We start from the raw sequence: 19633 nt of genomic DNA, 5'->3' as shown, positions 1-19633 counted from the left end.
GGTCATAATATTATTCAATCCTGCCATGTCTCCCCGTTAATCGAGGTTCGATTAAGATTATGTCACGCCAAGATTACTCACTCGATTCTGCTGTGCTACCCGATGTCGATAACATACCCCGGCCTGTTTCCGCCATGAGGGCTTCAATGGTGTCTAAAGGCTGGGAACAGGAAAGACATCAACATCGCAAGTCACAATTGATCTACTCGGTTAGAGGTATGTTGAACTGCGAGATAGAAGATGGCGTGTGGATTGTTCCTCCACACTGTGCGGTATGGATCCCAGGTAATTTGCCTCACTCCGCCCGAGGTTCTGGTGATACTGAGTGTTATTGTTTGTTCGTTGAACCAGACGCGGCGCCGGGGCTTCCTAAAACCTGTTGCACGATTTCAGTAGAGCCGCTGATGCGCGAATTACTGCTGAAAGTGGTTGGTTTTCCCCAGCTATACCTGACAGATGGCCGTGAGGGGAGATTAATAGCAACCCTTTTGGATGAATTGTCTTTAGCCCCTGTGGAAGATCTTCATTTGCCAATGCCTCGCGATAGGCGGCTTCGGCAGCTTGCAGAAATGCTGCTGGCCGATCCTACTGACAAATGTTCTTTAGGTGAATGGGCTCATCGTATTGGCATGAGCGAGCGAAGTATGAGTAGGCTTCTGTTGCAGGAAATCGGCATGAGTTTCGGCCGCTGGCGTCGACAGCTGCATGTGATCCTTTCACTGCAACGTCTTACAAAGGGCGAAAGTGTGCAGACAGTAGCGCTGGAGCTTGGTTATGAGAATGCCAGCGGATTTGTCACCATGTTCCGAAAAGCATTGGGCAAACCGCCAGGGCGTTACCTTATTGAACGAATGGCGGGTTCTACTGGTGGGGAGTCTGTCTATATGCCAGGCATCATTCGTTTGGATTAAACGTTGCGCCGCTCTTAACAACATCCCATATTTTGAGAAAAGCTCATATTTGCCTGACATAAGATTGACTGGATTGGCAATATGATGGCCGGATGTCGTTAACCATCTCACACAGAGACCGGTAAATTTGAATTTTTGCATATATATCGGAGAAAATTTATGGATCTTGGGTTAAGTGACAAACGTGTGCTTGTAACGGGCTCAACGGCAGGCATTGGGTTGGCTACAGCCTGCGTGTTGACAGCGCAGTAAGTGAAATACTGAATGAGTTCCTTCATTGCGCGGGTCTCGGGAATTGCCGCGGACCTGAGTCATAATGAAGGTTGCGAGGCGCTGATAAACCAGTTACCGCATACTGACGTGTTAGTGAATAATCTGGGTATCTTCTAACCTAAATCGTTCGAGGACATCATCGACGAAGACGGAATCGGCCTTGCAGATACCCGCTGAAATGATCCACTACGGTATGACCAAAACCGCACAACTTGCCGTGGCGCACAGACTGGCTGAAAACCTTGCTGGTACAGGTATCACCGTTAACAGTGTGCTTCTAAGCCCACAACATCTGGGGGGGGGGCACATTGGTTGCTGAGGTGGCGGCGGGGCGTGGTGTTGATCCCAAATCCATTGAGCAGGCGTTCTTTGTGACAGTGCGCTCTTCTTCGATACTTCAGCGTTTTTCAACGACAGAAGGGATTGCAGCGATGATTGCCTATGTCTGTAGCGAACGCGCATCTGCTACGACCGGCACAGCACTCAGGGTTGATGGTGGGGAGGGGGGGTGTGAGGATAATCACATAAGAAAGAACTTCCAACAGATAGGTGGTGATAAGCCGTCTGTTAACCCCCATTTTATCGTGGGCAGCCAGCGCAAACTATGGTAACGGTGAAGACTGGCTCGCTGTCAAGTTCGAAACCTTCCTGACCGGCAAGAGAGAGCAGATGTTCATGCAATTTGGGGTCCTCAATAAAAATGAGTTTTTCCCCACATTTGCAACGTAGACTATCCTGGTTCCGTGATTTTTTGTATGGCTTGAGTGCATATGTAGCACGGCCACGAACCCCATCAGTGCGGATAAGTAATCCTGCCACCCATAAATCATTGAGCACCCGATAGATTGTGGCTTGTGTTAAGTGCTCAGATGGCCTCGCGTTGAGGATGCGATATAATTGACTCGCACCAAGACAATGTGGTGCAGCTTGATTCAGAGTGTCCAGTATAGAAATTCGTGAAAATGTTGCCCTGAGATGGCTTGCCTCAAGACGTTGAATATGAGGTGACTGACTTTCGTTCCCCTTGGGATTAGATACGACGACGTTAGAGCGCCTGGGTTGTTTTGATGTTGAAGTGCTTTTATCGCCAAATGACGTAATGAGATCAATGAATTTTGGGTTGTCATTACAAGCCATATTTATTCTCCTTTGCAGATTCGACTTTTCTGTTGTGCGCTACAACGAAGAGCCTGCTGGGGTGAAAATGAGTAGTGGGGACCAGCGCGACCACAGAACATGCAACGCGCTGGTGTGGGCTGTTGTTACTTTGTACTGGTCTTTTCCCATCCGCCACCCAGGGCCTTAAATACGTTTACCCGGGCGTTACCTACCCGTTGGTCAGCTGCGGCCACCTGTGACCTTGTGTCTATCAGGTTTCTTTGCGCTACGATCACATCGAGGTAACTGATTGCTCCAACACGGTATTGCTCTTCAGCTAACCGGAAGGCGTTCCCGGCACGATTACGTGCGTCGTTCAGCGCATCACGCTGCTGCATCGCGGCACCATAGGCACTCAATGATTGCTCGGACTCTTTTAGCGCATTCAGTACAGTGCCATCGAAGTGAGCCAAGGATGCAGCAGTTTGCGCCTTCGCCTGAGCGAGACGGTTGCGTGCCACCATCATGTTCGGGAATGTCCAGGAGATCAGTGGACCGACTGAGAAAGACCAGGTGCGATTGCCTTTCAGATAGTCATTACGCAAGTAGTTGCCTGATACACCCAGTGACACTCGCGGATAAAGATCTGCCACCGCCACGCCGATGCGTGCAGTGTCGCCAGCCAGTTGTCGCTCGGCTTGTCTTACATCAGGACGACGACGCAGCAGGGCAGTGCCGTCGCCCACAGGGAGCACTCCCGAAAACACTGGTGCTTTGGTGCAGGCACGTGCAGAAGCTGGTACCTGCGATGGCGTGCGGCCCATTAATGCTGCCAACTCGAACAGCGCAGCATGTCGCTGGTTCTGTAACGGCGGCAGAGTGGCCTCGGTCTGAGCCAATGTGACACCGGCACGCTCCACATCCAGATTTGATGCCGCGCCGGCGTGTGCCTGATTACTGATAAGGTCCAGACTACGTCGGGCCAGTTCAATGGACGAATGTGCTACGTCAATGGATTCACCCTGAGCGCAAGCGTCCACGTAGGCCCGTGTCGTTTCAGCGACGACCATAACTCTCGCCGCATCGTAGTCGGCGGCGACGGCATCAGTGTCATCCTGCGCAGCCTCAATATCACGTCGAACCCGGCCAAAGAGGTCGAGTTCATAAGAGACGTCAAGCCCACCGCTGTAACTCCACTGCGTGGGTGCCTGACCGGAGCCGGTCCATGTGGTCTGGTCGCGTCCGTAGCCTGCTCTACCCGATACGTTGGTAGAAGGTATCAAGCCGCCTCGTGCTTCCTTGTAAATAGCTCGTGCACGCTCGAGGTTAGCCAGGGCGACACGCAGCTCGGTATTGGCCATAAGAGCCTCTTGGACCAGCCTATTAAGGATGGGGTCATCATACAATTTCCACCACTCAGCTGGCAGAGATTGAGCAGTATCCGTATGGTCCGGTTTGCTGACAAAAGGACCTGCTGCGGTTTGAGGCAAAGACGGTGCATGGTAATCGGGGCCACTGGCACAACCGGTGATGACGGTTGTGACAGCCGTAACCAGAAAAGTGGCGCGCAAAATGGGGAGTAATGCCCGATGCAGAACTATGGTTATGGCATCAGTGTGGGCAGGAAGCAGATCACAATTCGACATTGGGTGCCTCCGTACTGGCAAGTTCGCGGGCGCGGGGGCTCTCCGCTGCCGCCCGGTGATCCTTGGCGACGAAGCTGTAGATGGTGGGCAACACGAACAGTGTGAAGAAGGTGCCGACCAACATGCCCATCACCACCACGATGCCAATGGAGAAGCGGCTGGCCGAGCCCGCACCATCAGCAAATAACATCGGCACCAGACCCGTGACCATCGCAGCGGTGGTCATCAGGACGGGCCGCATACGCACCGACGCGGCCTTCTCAATGGCTTCAATGCGGCTGAGGTTTTCGTGATGCTGAATATGATTGGCAAACGTGACCATCAGGATGCCGTGCTTGGAAATCAGGCCAATCAACGTGACCAGTCCGATCTGGGTGTAGATGTTGAGCGTGGCAAAGCCTAGCCACAGCGGCACCAGTGCGCCGAAGATCGCCAACGGCACCGTCACCAGGATCACCAGCGGATCACGCAGACTCTCGAATTGCGCCGCCAGTACCAGAAAGATGACCACCAGCGCAAAGCAGAAGGACACCAGCAGACGGTTGCCTTCTTGCACGAACTGGCGGCTGTTGCTGAGCCAGTCCACGCTGGTACCGGAAGGCAGCGGCTGAGATTGCAGGAACTTCACGGCCTCGCCCATGCTCACGCCCGGTGCCGGCAGCATTTCCAGTGTGGTGGAGTTCATCTGGTCGAACTGGGTGAGCTGGTTGGCCTGCGGACGCATTTCGACGCGGGTCACGGTCGATAGCGGCACTAACGCGCCGGAGGTCGCTTTGACGTAGAAGCGTCCGAGGTCTTCCGGCGTCATGCGCTCGGCGCTGCGCACCTGCGGAATCACATCGTAGGAGCGGCCGTGGAAGTTGAAGCGGTTGACATAGTTATCGCCAACTAGCACGGCCAGGGTATCGGCGATGGACTGCATGGTCACACCCATTTCGCGGGCCTTCGCATTGTCGATGGTGATATGCGCCTGCGAGCTGTCGTAGGAGAGGTCGTTCTGCACGTAGAGGAACAGGCCGCTGGCATAGGCCGCAGCTTTGATCTTCTCTCCTGTCTCATACAGCGTTTTGAAGTCGTCGGGCGAGCGCAGCACCATCTGCACCGGCAGGCCACCGCTGGAACCAGGCAGCGGGGGCAACTGCACGGCGGTCAACGTCTCGCCGTCAATGGCACCACCGGCCGCTTGGATTTGGCCTTGGATCTCGGTGGCTGACCGCTTGCGTTCCGACCAGTCCTTGAGGATAGCACCGCCGATCATCATGTTCTGGCCGCCGGCAGAGTCGCCGATATTCATGAAGCTGCTATCGAACTCCGGGATCGACTCGAACAGTTTTTCGATCTGCTGGGCATAGCGAGCACTATAGCCGACGCCTGCGTACTGCGGCGCTTTGGCGATGACCATGACAACGCCCTGATCCTCCGTTGGTGCGAGTTCGTGGCGGGTGCCAGTGAACAACACCACGATGGCGGCCAGCACGACTACGCCGACCAGCAGTACCGCACCGCGAGCCGCCAACGTGTGGGCCAGCAAACGTCCATAGAATGCCGTCAGCCATTCCATATAGTGTTCGACCAGCTTCGCCAGCCGTCCCTCACCCTGCTTGGAACTGAGCAACATCGAACTCATCACCGGCGAGAGCGTCAGCGCGATAACGCCCGAGACGATGACCGAGCCAGCCAGCGTGAAAGCAAACTCCTTGAACAGTGCGCCGGTCAACCCACCCATCATGCCGATAGGTGCATAGACCGCCGCCAGCGTGATGGTCATGGCGATCACTGGCGCGACGATCTCGCGCGCGCCAAGCAATGCCGCACGCACGGGTGACAGGCCTTCTTCGATGTGGCGATGGATGTTCTCCACCACCACGATGGCGTCGTCCACTACCAAGCCGATCGCCAGCACCATCGCCAACAGCGTCAATAGGTTGATCGAGAAGCCGCAGGCCAGCATCAGTGCCGCAGTGCCGATCAGCGACAGCGGGATGGTGACGACCGGAATGATGACCGCGCGGAATGTGCCGAGGAACAGGAAGATCACCACGATGACAATCACGATGGCTTCGATCAGTGTGTGCTTCACCTCCTTGATGGAGGCGTTGACGAAACGTGCAACGTCGTAGTTGGGTGCTACCGTTAGTCCTGGCGGCGCCATTGCACGAATCTTCGGCAGCAGTTGGTTGGCCTGCCTGACGATTTTCAGGGGATTTCCGTCGGGTGTGGGTTGGATGGCAACGAAGATCGCAGGTATGCCAGTAGCGAATGAGAGGTTGTTGTAGTCCTGACCACCAATCTCCACCGTGGCGACATCCGACAACCGCACCACACCGTCGCCGGGGCTGGATTTGATGACCATATGACGGAAGTCATCGACGCTGCGCAGGTCGGTCGCGGCGCTGATGTTGGTGACGGTCAGCGCGCTCTTGAGCTGGCCTGGAGCAGCCTGCACGTTGTTGGCGCGTAGCGCAGCCGAAATATCACTGGCCGACAGCCCGTGCGCGGCCAACCGTACCGGGTCGATCCAGATGCGCATAGCCAGCGGCTGACCCCCATAGACGTCAGCCGAGGCTACCCCCGGAATGCTGGTGAACAGAGGCTGCGCCACCCGAGATGCGAAATCCGTCACCTGCGGGATCGACAGGGTTTTGCTGTAGAAGGCGATGTACTGCACAGCGGTGCTGCCCCCGGTGGACATGCGGATGACCGGATCGGTGACGCCCGCTGGTAACCGGTACTTGACCTGCTGCACTTTGGCGAGGATTTCGGTCATCGTGCGGTCGGCATTGGCATTGAGCACCAGCCGCGCCTTGATCTCGCTCTTGCCCTGCGTGGTGGTCGAACTGAGGTATTCGATACCGCTGGCCGTGGCGATGGACTGCGCTATCGGTGCAGTGACGAAGCCCTGCATCACGTCCTGGGCCGCCCCCGGAAACGTGGTGCTGACCGTGATGGTGGCGTTTTCCAGATAGGGGTATTGCCGCACGGGCAGCAGGAATACAGCGGTGGTGCCCATCAGCAGGATCAACAGGCTGACGACCAGCGCCAGGATGGGCCGGCGGATGAAGATGTCGGTGAAATGCATAGTGCCGTCCTCTATTGTGCGTCAGCGGCGGGGGCGACCGCCGGGGCGACATGCGGTGCTGCGGCGGCAGGCACGGGCATATTGATCTTCACCGTCGCGCCGGGCGGCAGCCTGTTCTGACCCGCCGTCACAACGACGTCACCGGGCTTAACACCCTGCGTCACCAGGACTTCATCGCCAAGTCGGCGGCCGGTGATGACCGGTACCGCGACCGCCCTGCCGATCCCGTGTGCATCGACACCTTGCACTAGCACCACGCTGTCGCCGGAGGCCGAGGTCTGGATTGCCGTCAGCGGCAACACAATAGCGTCTTTAGTGGCGGGTAACATCAGCCGCGCTGTCACATACATGCCAGACCTCAGTAACCGGTCGGTATTGGGCAATAGCGCCTGCACGTCCACATTGCGAGTCTCGCCGTCGATGCGCGGCTCGATGGTGCTGACCTTGGCGTTGAATACCTGGCCTGGCGCTGCATCTACCGTCACCTGCACCGACGCGCCTAAAGTCAGCTTGGGCAAATCCTGCTGGGGCAACGTGAAATTGACGTAGAGCGGATCGAGCTGGGTTAGCGTGGCGATTTCATCACCTGCGTTAAGGTACTGACCAAGATTGATATGCCGGATACCAAGTTGACCAGAAAACGGTGCACGAACAACCTTTTGCTGTATACGTGCGTCAAGTTGCCGGACCGCTGCGGCGGTCTGGACGGCTTCCGCCATGCGCTGCTCAAGAAGTTCGCGGGACTCGGCTCCTGTTTGGGCTAATGCTTGTGAACGTCGCAGTTGCAGTTGCGCAAAATCAGCTTTTGCTTTGGCAGAAGCGCGATCCGCTTGTTCCGGAGCATCGTAAAGCTGTATCACGACGTCTCCTTTCTTAACAAACTGGCCCGCTTCAAAGTTAATGGCGGTCACACGTCCAGATGTATCCGGAGCGAGCAACACTTCCTGTACTGCCTGCAAACTTGCAACGGCTTGTAATTGATCTGCGACGTTACTGGTTTTTGCGCGGATCGTCGTTACAGGTATAGGTGGCAGAGTCTGCTGTTCTGCGCTACTGCTACGGAGGATCCGCCAGGTGTACAGCAGGCTGAAGACCACAATGAGGGCAAGCATGCTGATTACTGTTGGCTTCACATGGCGATTCATCGCGATGCTCATAGGCGCTCACCTTTGCCAGAGAAAACAGACAGGGCTTGCGAGCAGGGCAGCGATAAGTGCCCGTGATTGTCTTGTAAATACATGATTATTCCTTATCGATTTAAAAATCAGACTGTGCTAAAGCGCATTTTTGCCCATATCCAGGCATTTTGATTGGCAGTCTAACTTTTCGATGAAGAAGAACCATTGCGAAAAATTGTCATGTTATTTCGCATTTCAGCCAAAAACTTTTAAAGTACATTTTGGCTGAAATGGAAAACTATATGGCTGTATTTCGCTATCGCAACATTAACTCTCGTAGTTTAATGAGAATGAGTTTCATTTGAATGTATTGGCGAGATTACATCGCTGGATCCCGAATGGTCTTTTTTTCGCAGAAAAATTTATTTTCAGAAAAGTATCTGGGATGAAAGTTGCTTGGCATCTACAAGAAAATGATAGGCAGGCGCGGGGTCAGATCCAATAAGGGAATATTTATCCACTCAATATAGGGCATTTATTTGAACGCCTTGGAAAATGACCTCACGACATTATTTCTCACTTAATCCAAACGAGTATATAAATGAAATTGCAAAAAGCTCTGGTTCTACGTCCCTCTACCGTCATGATCAGTGCGTTTATCAGTTCATTGTCGTTTCCCGCAGTATCATCAGACAGCCCCACGACTTCCACTACAGAAGATACGATGACGGTTACCACTAATGGGCAGAGCCTTACTTCTGAAGATGCCTGGGGGCCAGTGGGCACAATAGTGGCTAAACGCAGCGCGACAGGTACCAAAACAGATACACCGATACTTAAAACACCACAGTCGATCACTGTCGTGACTCGTGAGGAAATGGATCTGCTGGATCCTCCGACGCTAAAAGATGCTTTTCGCTATTCAGCGGGGGTGATGGTTGACAACCGAGGCTCTGTAACGGGATTCAATTCAGTCAATATTCGGGGTTTTAGCCAGATTGCAGATAATATTTACCTTGATGGACTAAAACTTCAGAGCGATAGTTATGCATCATTCCAGGTTGACCCTTATATGCTGGAGCGTGCTGAATTATTGCGCGGTCCCATCTCTGTCTTATATGGCCTGAGTGATCCGGGGGGAATTATTTCTCTGGTGAGCAAACGTCCTACAGCGGAAACCATACGTGAAGTTCAGTTTAAAATGGGTAACCATAATCTTTTTCAAACCGGTTTTGATTTTGGCGGTGCGGCCGATGATAGCGGAGAATTAACCTACAGACTGACTGGTGTCGCCAGCGATCAAGATCAACAACAAACTGGTGAAAAAGCAAAGCGTTATTCGATAGCACCGTCTTTCACTTGGCGTCCGGATGACAAAACTAGCTTTACTTTTTTAAGCAGTTTCCTCAATGAACCTGACATCGGCTGGTATGGTTATCTACCTAAAAACGGAACTGTGACTAACGGCGCCGGAGGTAAATTGCCGACCAGCTTTAATGATGGTGAACCGGGTTATAATAAAATCTCTCGAAACCAGAAGTTAGTCGGTTATACATTCGACCATCAGATCAACGATAACTGGACTGTACGTCAGAACCTGCGTTACGGAACGGTCGATATGGATTATAAAACTATCTATGGTAGTAGTATTTCCACCGTTGATCCTACTCAGTTAACAAGAGGGGCATTGGCGTTCAAGGAGCATTTATCGACCTTTGCGGTCGATACTCAAGCGCAGAGCAAGTTTTCTACAGATACAGTCGATCACACTCTGCTTTTGGGCGTGGATTATCGACGCACCCGAAATGATAGCTGGCATACCTTTGGTCTGGCATCGAACCTGAATCTTATAAATCCTGTTTATGGTAACACGGCAGTGCAGTATTACCGTACCACCAGCCAGGTTGACCACCAGGAGCAAACGGGACTTTATCTCCAGGAGCAGGCGGAATGGAATCGCTGGGTATTAACACTGGGAGGCCGTTACGACTGGTCCAAGATAGACACTGTTAATCGCCTGAACAATAATGCTGTTTCCAAGCAGGACGACAATGAGTTTACATGGCGGGGGGGGATTAATTACCTGTTTGACAACGGTATTTCACCTTATTTCAGTTACAGTGAATCCTTTCTGCCTACAAGTGGTACTGACTATGCGGGTAAAACATTCCAGGCGTCACGTGCTAAACAATATGAGGCAGGATTAAAATATATCCCTGATGATGGGGCGATTTCTGCAACCTTATCTGTGTTCCAGTTGACCAAAAATAAAAATTTGAGTACAGATCCAGAGCATATTTATTATTCAGTGCAGAACGGTGAAATACGATCAAGAGGTATTGAGCTTGAGACTAAAGCGGCGTTAACTGAAAATGTGGATGTTATCGGAAGTTATTCCTATACAGATGCAGAATATACAAAAGACACTTCGTACAAGGGTAATCAGCCCTCTCAAATTCCAAAAAATATGGCGGCACTATGGGGTAATTACACGTTCCATGAAACCGCACTGAGCGGATTAACACTTGGACTCGGAGTACGGTATATCGGATCAACTGAAGGTGATAGCGCCAACTCCTTCAAAGTTAAGCCCTATACCATCTGGAATGCAGCAGTTCAGTACGATTTGGCCAGGTTTAATTTACCGGGATCTACTGTTGGGGTCAGCGTTAACAATCTCTTTAATAAAAAGTACGTGGCAAGTTGTTACGCCACTACAGCGTGCTTTTACGGAACTGAGCGTCAGATTACAGCGACTGCTACTTTTAGGTTTTAAACAAATAGCACTTACGAAAATTATTGGTTTTTTTGCAGACGATAAGTGAGATACTATTTACGTTAGTAACCGGAAAAAATTGATAAACTGTAAAATAATATAGAGACTGATTTTTCAGCCAAGCATACAAGGCACGTTTAGAAATGAATGCTTCGGTGTATGAGTACAAGAAGTCTTTAAAAAGTTTTCGAGGTTAAATAACCATAACGTTACAGTCAGGAAAATATACCGTTAGCAAAGATCTGTCGCTAACGATTTTTAAATCAACCACAGTTTTTAATACTCGAATTGAGCGGTTCATCTTAGCTATGGCAAGTTCAGGTTACTAACTCAAAAAAAGCAGATCCTGAATGTGTAGGATCTGCTTTCACTTTATCATTAATGACATCAAGCTGGATTAAGTTATTCTAAAACAGTTTTTTCGGCCCCGGATATAGGGCGGAACATACTTCTCCCGCAAGCATCTAGATAGTCCGACCACCATTGCATCATCGCCTTTCTGGCTTCCAAATGCGCCGCTTTGTGGATGTACGCAAACCGCACGCTATTGTGTTAGCGCCAATGATATAAGACCGTTATGGGGGTGCGGACGATTTCCTGGACTCTCAGGAGATAAATAATGTTTACCGAAGCAGAACGGCTCCGCGCAATTGAACTTTACTTTAAATACGGCAGAAAACTGGCTCCTGTAGTTCGTGAACTGGGTTACCCCTCTAAAAGAAATCTACGACGCTGGATCCGTTTATGGGAAGCGAGTGACGGTGCTACAAAATCCATACTCCGTAAGCCTCGTTACTCTGATGTGCAAAAGCAGGCTGCTGTTGAACATTATCTTAACCATGGCTGCTGCCTGGCGTTTACCAGCAGGACTCTTGGTTATCCCTGCTGTGATGTATTGGCTCGCTGGGTTAATGAACGTCATCCCGGCAGACGGCTTATTTTCACCAGTACGATCAATCAAAATGCACCTTTTGAACCTGAGGTGAAACGTCAGGCTGTCATGGCGCTTTGTACACGGCATGTACCTGCCAGAGAAATCGCCATGAACATTGGCATCAGTCGCACGGTATTGTACAAATGGAAAGATGAAATCATCGGCGATGAGGCTTACCAGTCCATGCGCAAACATGAAAAGCCGTCTCTTACGGAAGAGCGCGACACTCTGCGCGAAGAAGTTAACCGACTTAATCAGGAGATACGTCGACAGCAGATGGAGCTCGATATCCTGAAAAAAGCGGAGGAAATCATAAAAAAAGACCCGGGCATCAGCGTCAGCACTCTGACAAACAGGGAAAAGACGCAGATCGCTGATGTCCTGAGAGGCTCGTACCCGTTGACAGAGCTGCTGCGAGTCCTTGAACTTGCACGGAGCAGTTTTTTTTACCACCGGACAGCTCTGCGCTCGGGAGATAAATACGCGACCGTACGTATCGCAATAACAGAGATCTTCAACGGTAACTATCGTTGTTATGGCTATCGCCGTCTGCACGCTATGCTACGGCACAAAGGCCAGCGACTCTCTGAGAAGGTTGTACGCAGACTTATGGTGGAAGAACAGCTTGTGGTCAGTCGAAACCGTCGGCGCCGCTACAGCTCATACGGCGGAGAAATCGGCCCGGCACCTGACAATCTTCTCGCCAGAGACTTTAACGCGGAACAGCCTAATCAAAAATGGCTGACAGATATCACGGAGTTTCAGTTGCCGTCAGGCAAAGTATGGTTGTCACCTGTAATCGACTGCTTCGATGGTAAAGTTGTGAGCTGGTCGTTGGGTACACGCCCGGATGCAGAACTGGCGAATACCATGCTGGATGGTGCAATCAGCACATTAACCGCAGGCGAACGACCAATAATCCATAGCGATCGAGGCGGGCATTACCGCTGGCCAGGCTGGCTTAAGCGTGTGAATGCTGCCAGTCTTATCCGTTCGATGTCCCGTAAAGGCTGTTCACCGGATAATGCGGCTTGTGAAGGGTTCTTTGGTCGCCTGAAAACGGAAATGTACTATGGTCATGAGTGGTCAGGCGTGACACCTGAGCACTTTATGCAGCATGTTGATGCCTATATACGATGGTATAACGAACATCGCATCAAGTTGTCGCTGGGAGCACTCAGCCCGGAAATGTACCGTCGACAACTCGGCATCGCGCAATAAAACCGTCCAAGAAAACATCCGCATCCCCATTACCGTCTTATATCACTGGCGCTAACAAAAACGGGTTTCTTCCGGCCAGCGCATAAAGGAGGCACCTACTTCGTGACTGTCAACGACCAGGATATCCTGTTTGGCACTCCGACGAAGAAGCGCCGCCATACCCACTCCGGCCGGACCCGCACCGACAATAACGACTTCGCGTGGTTTATTCATAAAATTACTCTTTGCGTTACGTTATAATATAGCAATACATATTGAAATTTTTTACATCCAAAGGTACAACTTATCGGATACGCCATGAGGTATTTTCGCCGACATCTTCAAGTTCAATACCTTGATTTGCTAATTCATTTCTTAAACGATCGGCCTTGTCCCATTCGCCCATACGTCGTGCCTCACTGCGCTGGTGAATTAACTTTTCAATAAGTTGCAGTTCTGCAGGATGAAGATCACTGCGGTTTTTCAAAAAGGCATCCGATGCTTGTTCAAGCAAACCCAGCACATTCCCCAGGTATTTCAGCGTGGTGGCAAGTGCTGCGGCTTCATCATCATTCGTTCCGCAAAGCCTGTTAATCTCTCTTGTCAGTTCAAATAAAATGGCAAGCGCCTGGGGCGTATTGAAATCATCATCCATTGCCTCACAGAATCTGGCCCGCCATGCATCGTGCTGTTCAGATCGAGACCCGTCAGCGAACTGGCATGCGGTGTAGAGCCGTGTTAGAGAGGCGCGCGCAAGGTGAATATTCTCCTCGCTATAATTCAGCGGCTTACGATAATGTGCGCTTAGCAGGAAGAAGCGCACACTCTGGGCATCGAACCGGTGCAGAATATCGCGCAGGGTAAAAAAGTTATGCAGCGATTTTGACATCTTCTCTTTACTCACCGTCACCATGCCGGTGTGAAGCCAGTAATTTACGTAAGGGCCATCATTGGCGGAGGTGGATTGGGCAATCTCATTTTCATGATGGGGAAATATCAGGTCCGAACCACCGCCATGAATGTCGAAATGCGTTCCGAGGTAATGACAGTTCATCGCAGAGCATTCAATATGCCATCCCGGTCGTCCTTCTCCCCATGGAGAGGGCCAGGCCGGCTCGCCGGATTTCGCCCGCTTCCAGAGAACAAAATCCAGCGGGTCGCGTTTATACGTCATTGACGTCGATGCGGGCCTCGGCGCGAAGCATGGTAATATCTTGTCCCGAAAGCTTTCCATAGTCTTTTGCCGATGCAGTGGAGAACATGACGTCACCACTCTCTGCAATGTAAGCATATTGTCGATGCAGAAGTCGTTCGATCATACTGATGATTTGTGGAATGTGCTCTGTGGGGCGGGGTTCGATGTCTGGCGGCAGGATGCCTAACTTTGCAAAATCAATGTGCATTTCATGCACCATTCGCTCTGTCAGGCTGCGCCAGTCCTCTCCGGTCTCACGGGCGCGCTGAATAATTTTGTCATCTATATCGGTAATGTTGCGCACGAAAGTCACATCGTATCCGCAAAAACGCAGATAGCGGACAATCATATCAAAAGCTACAAAGGTTCTGGCGTGCCCCAGATGGCAAAGGTCATAAACCGTCACGCCGCATACATACATGCCGATTTTGCTCTCTTTAACCGGAACTAATAGCTCCTTTTGCATACCAAGCGTGTTTGTTAGTTTAATCATTACGTTTACCTCATTATTTTTAGATAGCAGCACACGAACACGCCTGGTGCTAATTAACAGTCGTCCGGAATAACAAAAAAATTATTTGGTGATAGTACGATTACAGTCCGGACAGATACCATGACTGGAAAGGGTAATTTCCCGTTCGGTCATACCATGTCCAGTGAGATGTGATTTTACCAATTCAATGGCCGCTTCCAGGGCCGGATCCTGCTCAATAGGAATAACATGATGGCAGTTATCGCATTCAAAAAGTCCTACGGCAGCCCGTTGGGTCAGAGCGAAACGCTGAGTTCTTGCCGAGTCGGTATAACGCTGGACAATATTTACCTGCATTAGCCGCTCCAGTATTCGGTAAAGGGTCACACGATCGGGAGCCTGCTCGCCCAGTTGCTGAGTTAAATCGTCGTGGCTCATGGCCTGGCTGGCATGTTCAAGGCATTGCAGCGTAGCAAGGGTGGGTAGCGTTGCCCGCAAACCATGTGTGCGCAACGTTTGCTTCCAGTCATACGTTTTGGCTACTGGTGTTGTCATATTTCCCCCTCCGAGTCATGTCATTTGAATTTTGGCAGGAAGCCGGTATTATTGCAACTTGATTGCATTAACGTTTAGCGGCATAAGGCTTGATGCTATGAAAAGAACACCGCTCATTATCCTTAATGGTTTTCTGGGGGCAGGGAAAACTACTCTGCTAAAAAACCTTCTTACACAGGCACACAAACGGCGAATGACTGTATTCGTCATCGTTAATGACATGAGTGAACTTGATGTGGATGGCGTCCTGATAGCCAACACAGAAATCGTTGATGCAGCCAGTAACAATTTTGTGAGTATTTCAGCAGACAATATCAGCAGCAGAAGTGGGATCCAGAAGCTGGATTCCGCGCTGAAAAACCTGCTCGAAAAACGGTCTCCGGATTTTATTTTACTGGAAACGTCAGGCAGCAGCCATCCTCTTCCCCTGGTCCGCTATCTTCGAGAACACACTCAGGTAAGTCTCAAAGCATTTTTGTCTCTTGTTGATACGGTCATGCTTAATGATGACTACGACGGTGGAAAGAAGCTTATTCCGGTTTTCCAGGAGCACCTCAACAAAGGGGCCAGGGGAGTGGAAAGCCTGCTGGCAGAACAGATTATGTTCTGTAATAAGCTCTTACTAACCAAAAACGACCGGTTACCCTTCTATGTTGTTACTGAGGTAGCCAGAGCCATACATCCACTTAATCCGCAGGTTGCAATTATGGCCGTGCCCTGGGGAAATTTACAGCTGGATGAATTGCTTTCCATGCCGGATTACGATTTTCGTCGGGTGGCGTTACTTATCGATGAGCTTCAGGATGCAATTGATGCAGTTTTGCCGGATGAACCCAACAAAAAATATGATATTTCGTGGCGGGTCATTGAGGATGACCGTCCATTTCATCCGCAGCGGCTGTGGGATACCTGCCATCGCTTCATGGGCGCAGGCGTTTACCGCAGCAAGGGGTTTTTCTGGCTACCGGGAAGGGATGACCTGGCATTATTGTGGAACCAGGCAGCAGGGAGCATCAATCTCGAATTCATAAGCTACTGGAAAGCCGGGGTCCTGACTCACACTGATAATTCACTGACACAGGAAGAACGCTCAGCTATCCGTCAGCAATTGGCAAAAATGCCTGGCAGATTTGGTGACCGGCGCTGCCGCCTGACTGTTATTGGCGAGAGCGGTGAAATTGACGATTTCGCCCTCGCGTTGCGCCAGTGTTTACTCACTGAAGAGGAAATTCGCTGGTGGCTGCAGGGGGGAATTTTCCACGATCCCTGGCCCACGAAAGTGGCCTGGCTGGCTTAACAGGTTATTTTGCAGCGATAGATAATGTTATGTTATAACGTATCAAGTTGCAATTTTATCGGTACAGAACATGACTAAACCTACCCGCGCTGAACAAGAAAGAATCCTGGCAATGTCGTCAGAAGACTACATGAACCCTGTGCAACTGGACTACTTCCGGCGGCTTATCCGCCATGAAAGGCAGGAGGTGCTTGATCATATAGACCAGATGAAGCAACAACTGCAGGATAATCCAGAAACGGGTGACGAAGGTGACATCGCCATTCGTGAAGAACAGTTACGTCTGCTGTTCAGACAGATAGACAGAGAAAGCCGCCTGTTGCCGAAATATGATGCAGCGCTTATACGGCTTGAAAAAGGAGAATATGGCTTCTGCCGGGATACAGGCGAACCTATCGGTCTGCAACGCCTGTTACTCAGGCCCACCGCAGAATTAAGTATTGAAGCCAAAACAAAAGAGGAAAAGGTTGAGGTTCAGTACCGAAAGAAATAAAGCGGTAGCTCAGGCAGTGGGCAGGATTGGGATGAGAGTAGATATCAGATCAGGCAGGACTATATGAGTATTACAGCGAAACAAACCTTATGCCCAGGCATACTACCGGATATTCAGTCCACTAAGAGTGACGACAAGGGCGAGTCATTATCCTGGGTTGGTATGGAGCAAATTGATCTGCCGGTAGACATTGCAGGCAGGCCGGTATCAGCAAAGGTCAATGCTGGTATAAACCTTCTCAGTTCACCTGAAGCAGAAAAGGGGATCCACATGTCTCGCCTTTATCTTCTTCTGGACGAACTGACACAAGGGGAAATCACACCGGCATTATTGCAACATGTGTTGAACGCATTTCTGGCATCTCATCATGGACGCAGTGATGAAGCCAGTATTGAGATTTCAGGGGAGTTATTACTGTCTCGTAAGTCGTTAAATTCTAATCACTCCGGCTGGAAAGCTTATCCTCTGACTCTGAGCGCCGAACTCAGGCAATCTTTTACGGTTGTTCTTAAAGTTGGTATCCCTTATTCGTCAACCTGCCCGGCGTCCGCAGCGCTTAGCCGCCACGTTGCGGGATTGCAGTTTAGTAAAGACTTTGGCAACCGGATCGACAGGTTCCCGGCAGCAGAAATAGCGGACTGGCTTGTTGAGAAAGGAATGCCAGCAACCCCGCACAGCCAGCGAAGCTGGGCTTGGGTGAGTATCCGGCTTAATCCTGAAGCAAAATCACTGCCTGTGATTGAGCTGATTGATTATGCTGAAGTTGCTCTCGGGACAGCCGTGCAAACGGTCGTCAAGCGGAGCGACGAACAGGCGTTTGCGGTGGCTAACGGTCAGAATCTGATGTTTTGCGAAGATGCTGCCCGTCGGCTCAATAATGTTTTTCGTTGTGCACTCTTTTGTGAAGCATTTGATATCCGGGTTGAGCATCAGGAAAGCCTGCATCCCCATAATGCCGTTGCCTGTATTCACTGGAAAGGAAGTAAAAATGTTACGTAAAAACCCATCAGGTCATACCCCAGTGGTGTCAACAAAGGCCTATATCGATCCCACCGCAGTAATTTGTGGACGTGTCATTATTCATGATTATGTTTACGTCGGACCCTATGCGGTTATCCGTGCTGACGAGCTAAATGCAGACGGGGATATGGATCCTATCATTATCCATTCCCACTCTAATATTCAGGACGGGGTGGTTATTCACTCAAAAAGTGGCGCACCAGTGACGATAGGAAGCGGAACGTCTATTGCCCACCGTGCAATAGTGCATGGCCCCTGTCAGGTTGACGAGCGGGTATTTATTGGATTCAACAGTGTGTTGTTTAACTGTCATATTCAGACGGGTTGTGTTATTCGCTATAATGCAGTTGTGGATGGCGTCACCTTGCCTGAGAATACCTATATTCCATCAACGGAACGCGTGGGGCCTGATTCCGATCTTAAAAGTTATTCGAAAGTAGACCCCGCTTCTTTGCAATTTTCAGAAGAAGTCGCCAGCACTAATGTCAAACTGGTGGAAGGTTATCAGTTGTTGCGAAATGAATTCTGAGTATGGCTCGGCTAGTGCCGTTAACATCACACCGTATTATTAACGATTTGTTATTAATGTAGCAAATTCATACTTGCCTCTTTAACCTTTTTGCGGAAGAGGCCTTTCTGTTTTATTAGAGAGGTGGGGTGAAACTTTTTATTAATGATCTGACGGTCATGGATTTTAGTTTCCTTGATGCGGAAGCCGGACTGATTGGCGATAGCCTTATCGTTGATATTATTCTTGAGGGAGATCTGAATGCTGAGTCAATGATAATGGATTTCTCACATGCAAAAAAAAGTATCAAACATGAAATTGATAAACTGGCCGATCATGTCCTGATTGTGCCGGAAAAAAATAGTCATATTATTGTTAGTAATGCAGGCACTACGACGGAAGTCGCCATGCTGCGTAAGAATAGGGAGACCCAGTGTTTTATTTCCGGGCCGCAGGAGAGTTTCTGGCTGGTCCAGGCAGATAATATTACTTCCCATTATCTTAAAACCCAAATAGAAAAACATTTACTGGCGTGTTTGCCGCAGGGAATAAAGGACATAACGATAACGTTACGGCCGGAAAGTATTAATGGTGACAGTTATCATTACTCGCATGGACTGAAAAAACACCGCGGAAATTGCCAGAGAATAGCGCATGGGCATCGCTCTGCAATCAGAATTTTTGTTGATGGTGAGCGAAGCTATATGCGGGAGCAGGAATGGGCAAAACGATGGAATAACGCTTATCTGTTAAGCCGGGAAGATGTCGTTACCGTTACAACACTTTCACCGCGTGCCGTAGCATACTGGCATAAGGGGCTGACATGTTCTTCCTGGCGGAGTTCTCAAGGATACTTTGAAATCATGCTTTGTTCTGAGGTAGTAGATATTCTGCCGTGTGATACCACGGTTGAGTCACTGGCTTTATTTATCAGGCAATCAATTGAGCACGGTTTACCCGCAGCGAAAATAGAAGTCCATGCCTTTGAGGGAGTGGGTAAAGGCGCTATTGCCTGACACACTATTCTCTTTTCAGGGGTATTGATCTGTTTTCTCTCG

16 protein-coding genes and 2 pseudogenes are annotated in these 19633 nt (G+C 50.4%); 10 read left to right on the top strand and 8 right to left on the bottom strand.

The genetic code is table 11. The annotated features are described in order from the left end of the window. Nucleotides 1–59 precede the first annotated feature (59 nt). The 3 genes from PCO85_14060 to PCO85_14050 all read left to right on the top strand — a co-directional run bounded on the left by PCO85_14060 (nucleotide 60) and on the right by PCO85_14050 (nucleotide 1795). A complete protein-coding gene (locus PCO85_14060; protein WJV52359.1) occupies nucleotides 60–911 on the top strand; it encodes a helix-turn-helix transcriptional regulator in 852 nt (283 codons plus the stop codon). Nucleotides 912–1344: 433 nt separating this feature from the next. Further along, a complete protein-coding gene (locus PCO85_14055; GenBank protein ID WJV52358.1) occupies nucleotides 1345–1503 on the top strand; it encodes a hypothetical protein in 159 nt (52 codons plus the stop codon). Beyond that, nucleotides 1493–1795: an SDR family oxidoreductase gene (locus PCO85_14050; GenBank protein ID WJV52357.1), complete on the top strand. Its 303-nt coding sequence runs from the start codon at nucleotides 1493–1495 to the stop codon at nucleotides 1793–1795. Before PCO85_14055 ends, PCO85_14050 begins: the two co-directional genes overlap by 11 nt. On the opposite strand, the gene PCO85_14045 is transcribed toward PCO85_14050, so the two are convergent. The 4 genes from PCO85_14045 to PCO85_14030 all read right to left on the bottom strand — a co-directional run bounded on the left by PCO85_14045 (nucleotide 1764) and on the right by PCO85_14030 (nucleotide 8164). Beyond that, complete coding sequence (locus PCO85_14045; protein ID WJV52356.1) at nucleotides 1764–2321, bottom strand: transcriptional repressor; 558 nt, start codon at nucleotides 2319–2321, stop codon at nucleotides 1764–1766. The genes PCO85_14050 and PCO85_14045 overlap by 32 nt on opposite strands. 125 nt (nucleotides 2322–2446) lie before the next feature. After that, the gene (locus tag PCO85_14040; protein WJV52355.1) at nucleotides 2447–3928 is read right to left on the bottom strand and encodes an efflux transporter outer membrane subunit; all 1482 of its coding nucleotides are present in this window, start codon (nucleotides 3926–3928) and stop codon (nucleotides 2447–2449) included. After that, the gene (locus PCO85_14035) at nucleotides 3915–7007 is read right to left on the bottom strand and encodes an efflux RND transporter permease subunit (GenBank protein WJV52354.1); all 3093 of its coding nucleotides are present in this window, start codon (nucleotides 7005–7007) and stop codon (nucleotides 3915–3917) included. Before PCO85_14035 ends, PCO85_14040 begins: the two co-directional genes overlap by 14 nt. 11 nt (nucleotides 7008–7018) lie before the next feature. Beyond that, on the bottom strand, nucleotides 7019–8164 hold the full coding sequence (locus PCO85_14030) for an efflux RND transporter periplasmic adaptor subunit (protein WJV52353.1): 1146 nt from the start codon (nucleotides 8162–8164) through the stop codon (nucleotides 7019–7021). A 562-nt stretch (nucleotides 8165–8726) separates the two neighbouring features. Between PCO85_14030 and fhuA the strand changes: the two genes are divergently transcribed. Continuing rightward, the gene (gene fhuA, locus PCO85_14025; protein WJV52352.1) at nucleotides 8727–10901 is read left to right on the top strand and encodes a ferrichrome porin FhuA; all 2175 of its coding nucleotides are present in this window, start codon (nucleotides 8727–8729) and stop codon (nucleotides 10899–10901) included. 397 nt (nucleotides 10902–11298) lie between these two features. On the opposite strand, the pseudogene PCO85_14020 reads toward fhuA, so the two are convergent. Continuing rightward, nucleotides 11299–11450: pseudogene (locus PCO85_14020) on the bottom strand (integrase). 70 nt (nucleotides 11451–11520) lie between these two features. On the opposite strand from PCO85_14020, the gene PCO85_14015 reads away from it, so the two are divergent. Further along, nucleotides 11521–13056, top strand: a complete 1536-nt coding sequence (locus tag PCO85_14015; GenBank protein ID WJV52351.1) for an IS3 family transposase — start codon at nucleotides 11521–11523, stop codon at nucleotides 13054–13056. Between the two features lie 51 nt (nucleotides 13057–13107). Here PCO85_14015 and PCO85_14010 read toward each other — a convergent pair whose 3' ends face one another. From PCO85_14010 to PCO85_14000, 3 genes and pseudogenes are all read right to left on the bottom strand, one after another. Further along, nucleotides 13108–13269, bottom strand: a complete 162-nt coding sequence (locus PCO85_14010; protein WJV52350.1) for an NAD(P)-binding domain-containing protein — start codon at nucleotides 13267–13269, stop codon at nucleotides 13108–13110. Between the two features lie 70 nt (nucleotides 13270–13339). Beyond that, nucleotides 13340–14723, bottom strand: a pseudogene (gene cysS, locus PCO85_14005) (cysteine--tRNA ligase). An 81-nt stretch (nucleotides 14724–14804) separates the two neighbouring features. Next, complete coding sequence (locus PCO85_14000) at nucleotides 14805–15257, bottom strand: transcriptional repressor (protein ID WJV52349.1); 453 nt, start codon at nucleotides 15255–15257, stop codon at nucleotides 14805–14807. A gap of 97 nt (nucleotides 15258–15354) precedes the next feature. Between PCO85_14000 and PCO85_13995 the strand changes: the two genes are divergently transcribed. The 5 genes from PCO85_13995 (at nucleotide 15355) to PCO85_13975 (ending at nucleotide 19591) form a co-directional block, all read left to right on the top strand. After that, entirely contained in the window at nucleotides 15355–16554 is a 1200-nt protein-coding gene (locus PCO85_13995; GenBank protein WJV52348.1) for a GTP-binding protein, read from the top strand. Nucleotides 16555–16624: 70 nt separating this feature from the next. Next, nucleotides 16625–17047 carry an RNA polymerase-binding protein DksA gene (gene dksA, locus PCO85_13990; GenBank protein ID WJV52347.1) on the top strand — a complete coding sequence of 141 codons (423 nt, stop codon included), beginning with the start codon at nucleotides 16625–16627 and terminating at the stop codon, nucleotides 17045–17047. A gap of 63 nt (nucleotides 17048–17110) precedes the next feature. Next, on the top strand, nucleotides 17111–18046 hold the full coding sequence (gene folE2, locus PCO85_13985; protein WJV52346.1) for a GTP cyclohydrolase FolE2: 936 nt from the start codon (nucleotides 17111–17113) through the stop codon (nucleotides 18044–18046). Next, nucleotides 18036–18596 carry a carbonate dehydratase gene (locus tag PCO85_13980; protein ID WJV52345.1) on the top strand — a complete coding sequence of 187 codons (561 nt, stop codon included), beginning with the start codon at nucleotides 18036–18038 and terminating at the stop codon, nucleotides 18594–18596. The genes folE2 and PCO85_13980 overlap by 11 nt, the downstream gene beginning before the upstream one ends. Before the next feature lie 128 nt (nucleotides 18597–18724). Further along, nucleotides 18725–19591: an isocitrate dehydrogenase gene (locus tag PCO85_13975; protein ID WJV52344.1), complete on the top strand. Its 867-nt coding sequence runs from the start codon at nucleotides 18725–18727 to the stop codon at nucleotides 19589–19591. Nucleotides 19592–19633: the final 42 nt, after the last annotated feature.

It is taken from the genome of Prodigiosinella aquatilis (assembly GCA_030388725.1).
GTDB lineage: Bacteria > Pseudomonadota > Gammaproteobacteria > Enterobacterales > Enterobacteriaceae > Prodigiosinella > Prodigiosinella aquatilis.
The sequence above is the reverse complement of the archived record's forward strand: the minus strand, read 5'-3'. Positions and strand labels throughout refer to the sequence as shown.

Excerpts from the sequence above, each read along its gene's own strand:
- PCO85_14000 (WJV52349.1), bottom strand. The coding sequence starts at position 15,257 with ATGACAACACCAGTAGCCAAAACGTATGACTGGAAGCAAACGTTGCGC.
- PCO85_14035 (WJV52354.1), bottom strand. The coding sequence starts at position 7,007 with ATGCATTTCACCGACATCTTCATCCGCCGGCCCATCCTGGCGCTGGTC.
- PCO85_13980 (WJV52345.1), top strand. The coding sequence starts at position 18,036 with ATGTTACGTAAAAACCCATCAGGTCATACCCCAGTGGTGTCAACAAAG.
- dksA (WJV52347.1), top strand. The coding sequence starts at position 16,625 with ATGACTAAACCTACCCGCGCTGAACAAGAAAGAATCCTGGCAATGTCG.
- PCO85_14030 (WJV52353.1), bottom strand. The coding sequence starts at position 8,164 with ATGAGCATCGCGATGAATCGCCATGTGAAGCCAACAGTAATCAGCATG.
- PCO85_14060 (WJV52359.1), top strand. The coding sequence starts at position 60 with ATGTCACGCCAAGATTACTCACTCGATTCTGCTGTGCTACCCGATGTC.
- PCO85_14010 (WJV52350.1), bottom strand. The coding sequence starts at position 13,269 with ATGAATAAACCACGCGAAGTCGTTATTGTCGGTGCGGGTCCGGCCGGA.
- PCO85_14045 (WJV52356.1), bottom strand. The coding sequence starts at position 2,321 with ATGGCTTGTAATGACAACCCAAAATTCATTGATCTCATTACGTCATTT.
- folE2 (WJV52346.1), top strand. The coding sequence starts at position 17,111 with ATGAGTATTACAGCGAAACAAACCTTATGCCCAGGCATACTACCGGAT.
- PCO85_14040 (WJV52355.1), bottom strand. The coding sequence starts at position 3,928 with ATGTCGAATTGTGATCTGCTTCCTGCCCACACTGATGCCATAACCATA.
- fhuA (WJV52352.1), top strand. The coding sequence starts at position 8,727 with ATGAAATTGCAAAAAGCTCTGGTTCTACGTCCCTCTACCGTCATGATC.
- PCO85_13995 (WJV52348.1), top strand. The coding sequence starts at position 15,355 with ATGAAAAGAACACCGCTCATTATCCTTAATGGTTTTCTGGGGGCAGGG.
- PCO85_14015 (WJV52351.1), top strand. The coding sequence starts at position 11,521 with ATGTTTACCGAAGCAGAACGGCTCCGCGCAATTGAACTTTACTTTAAA.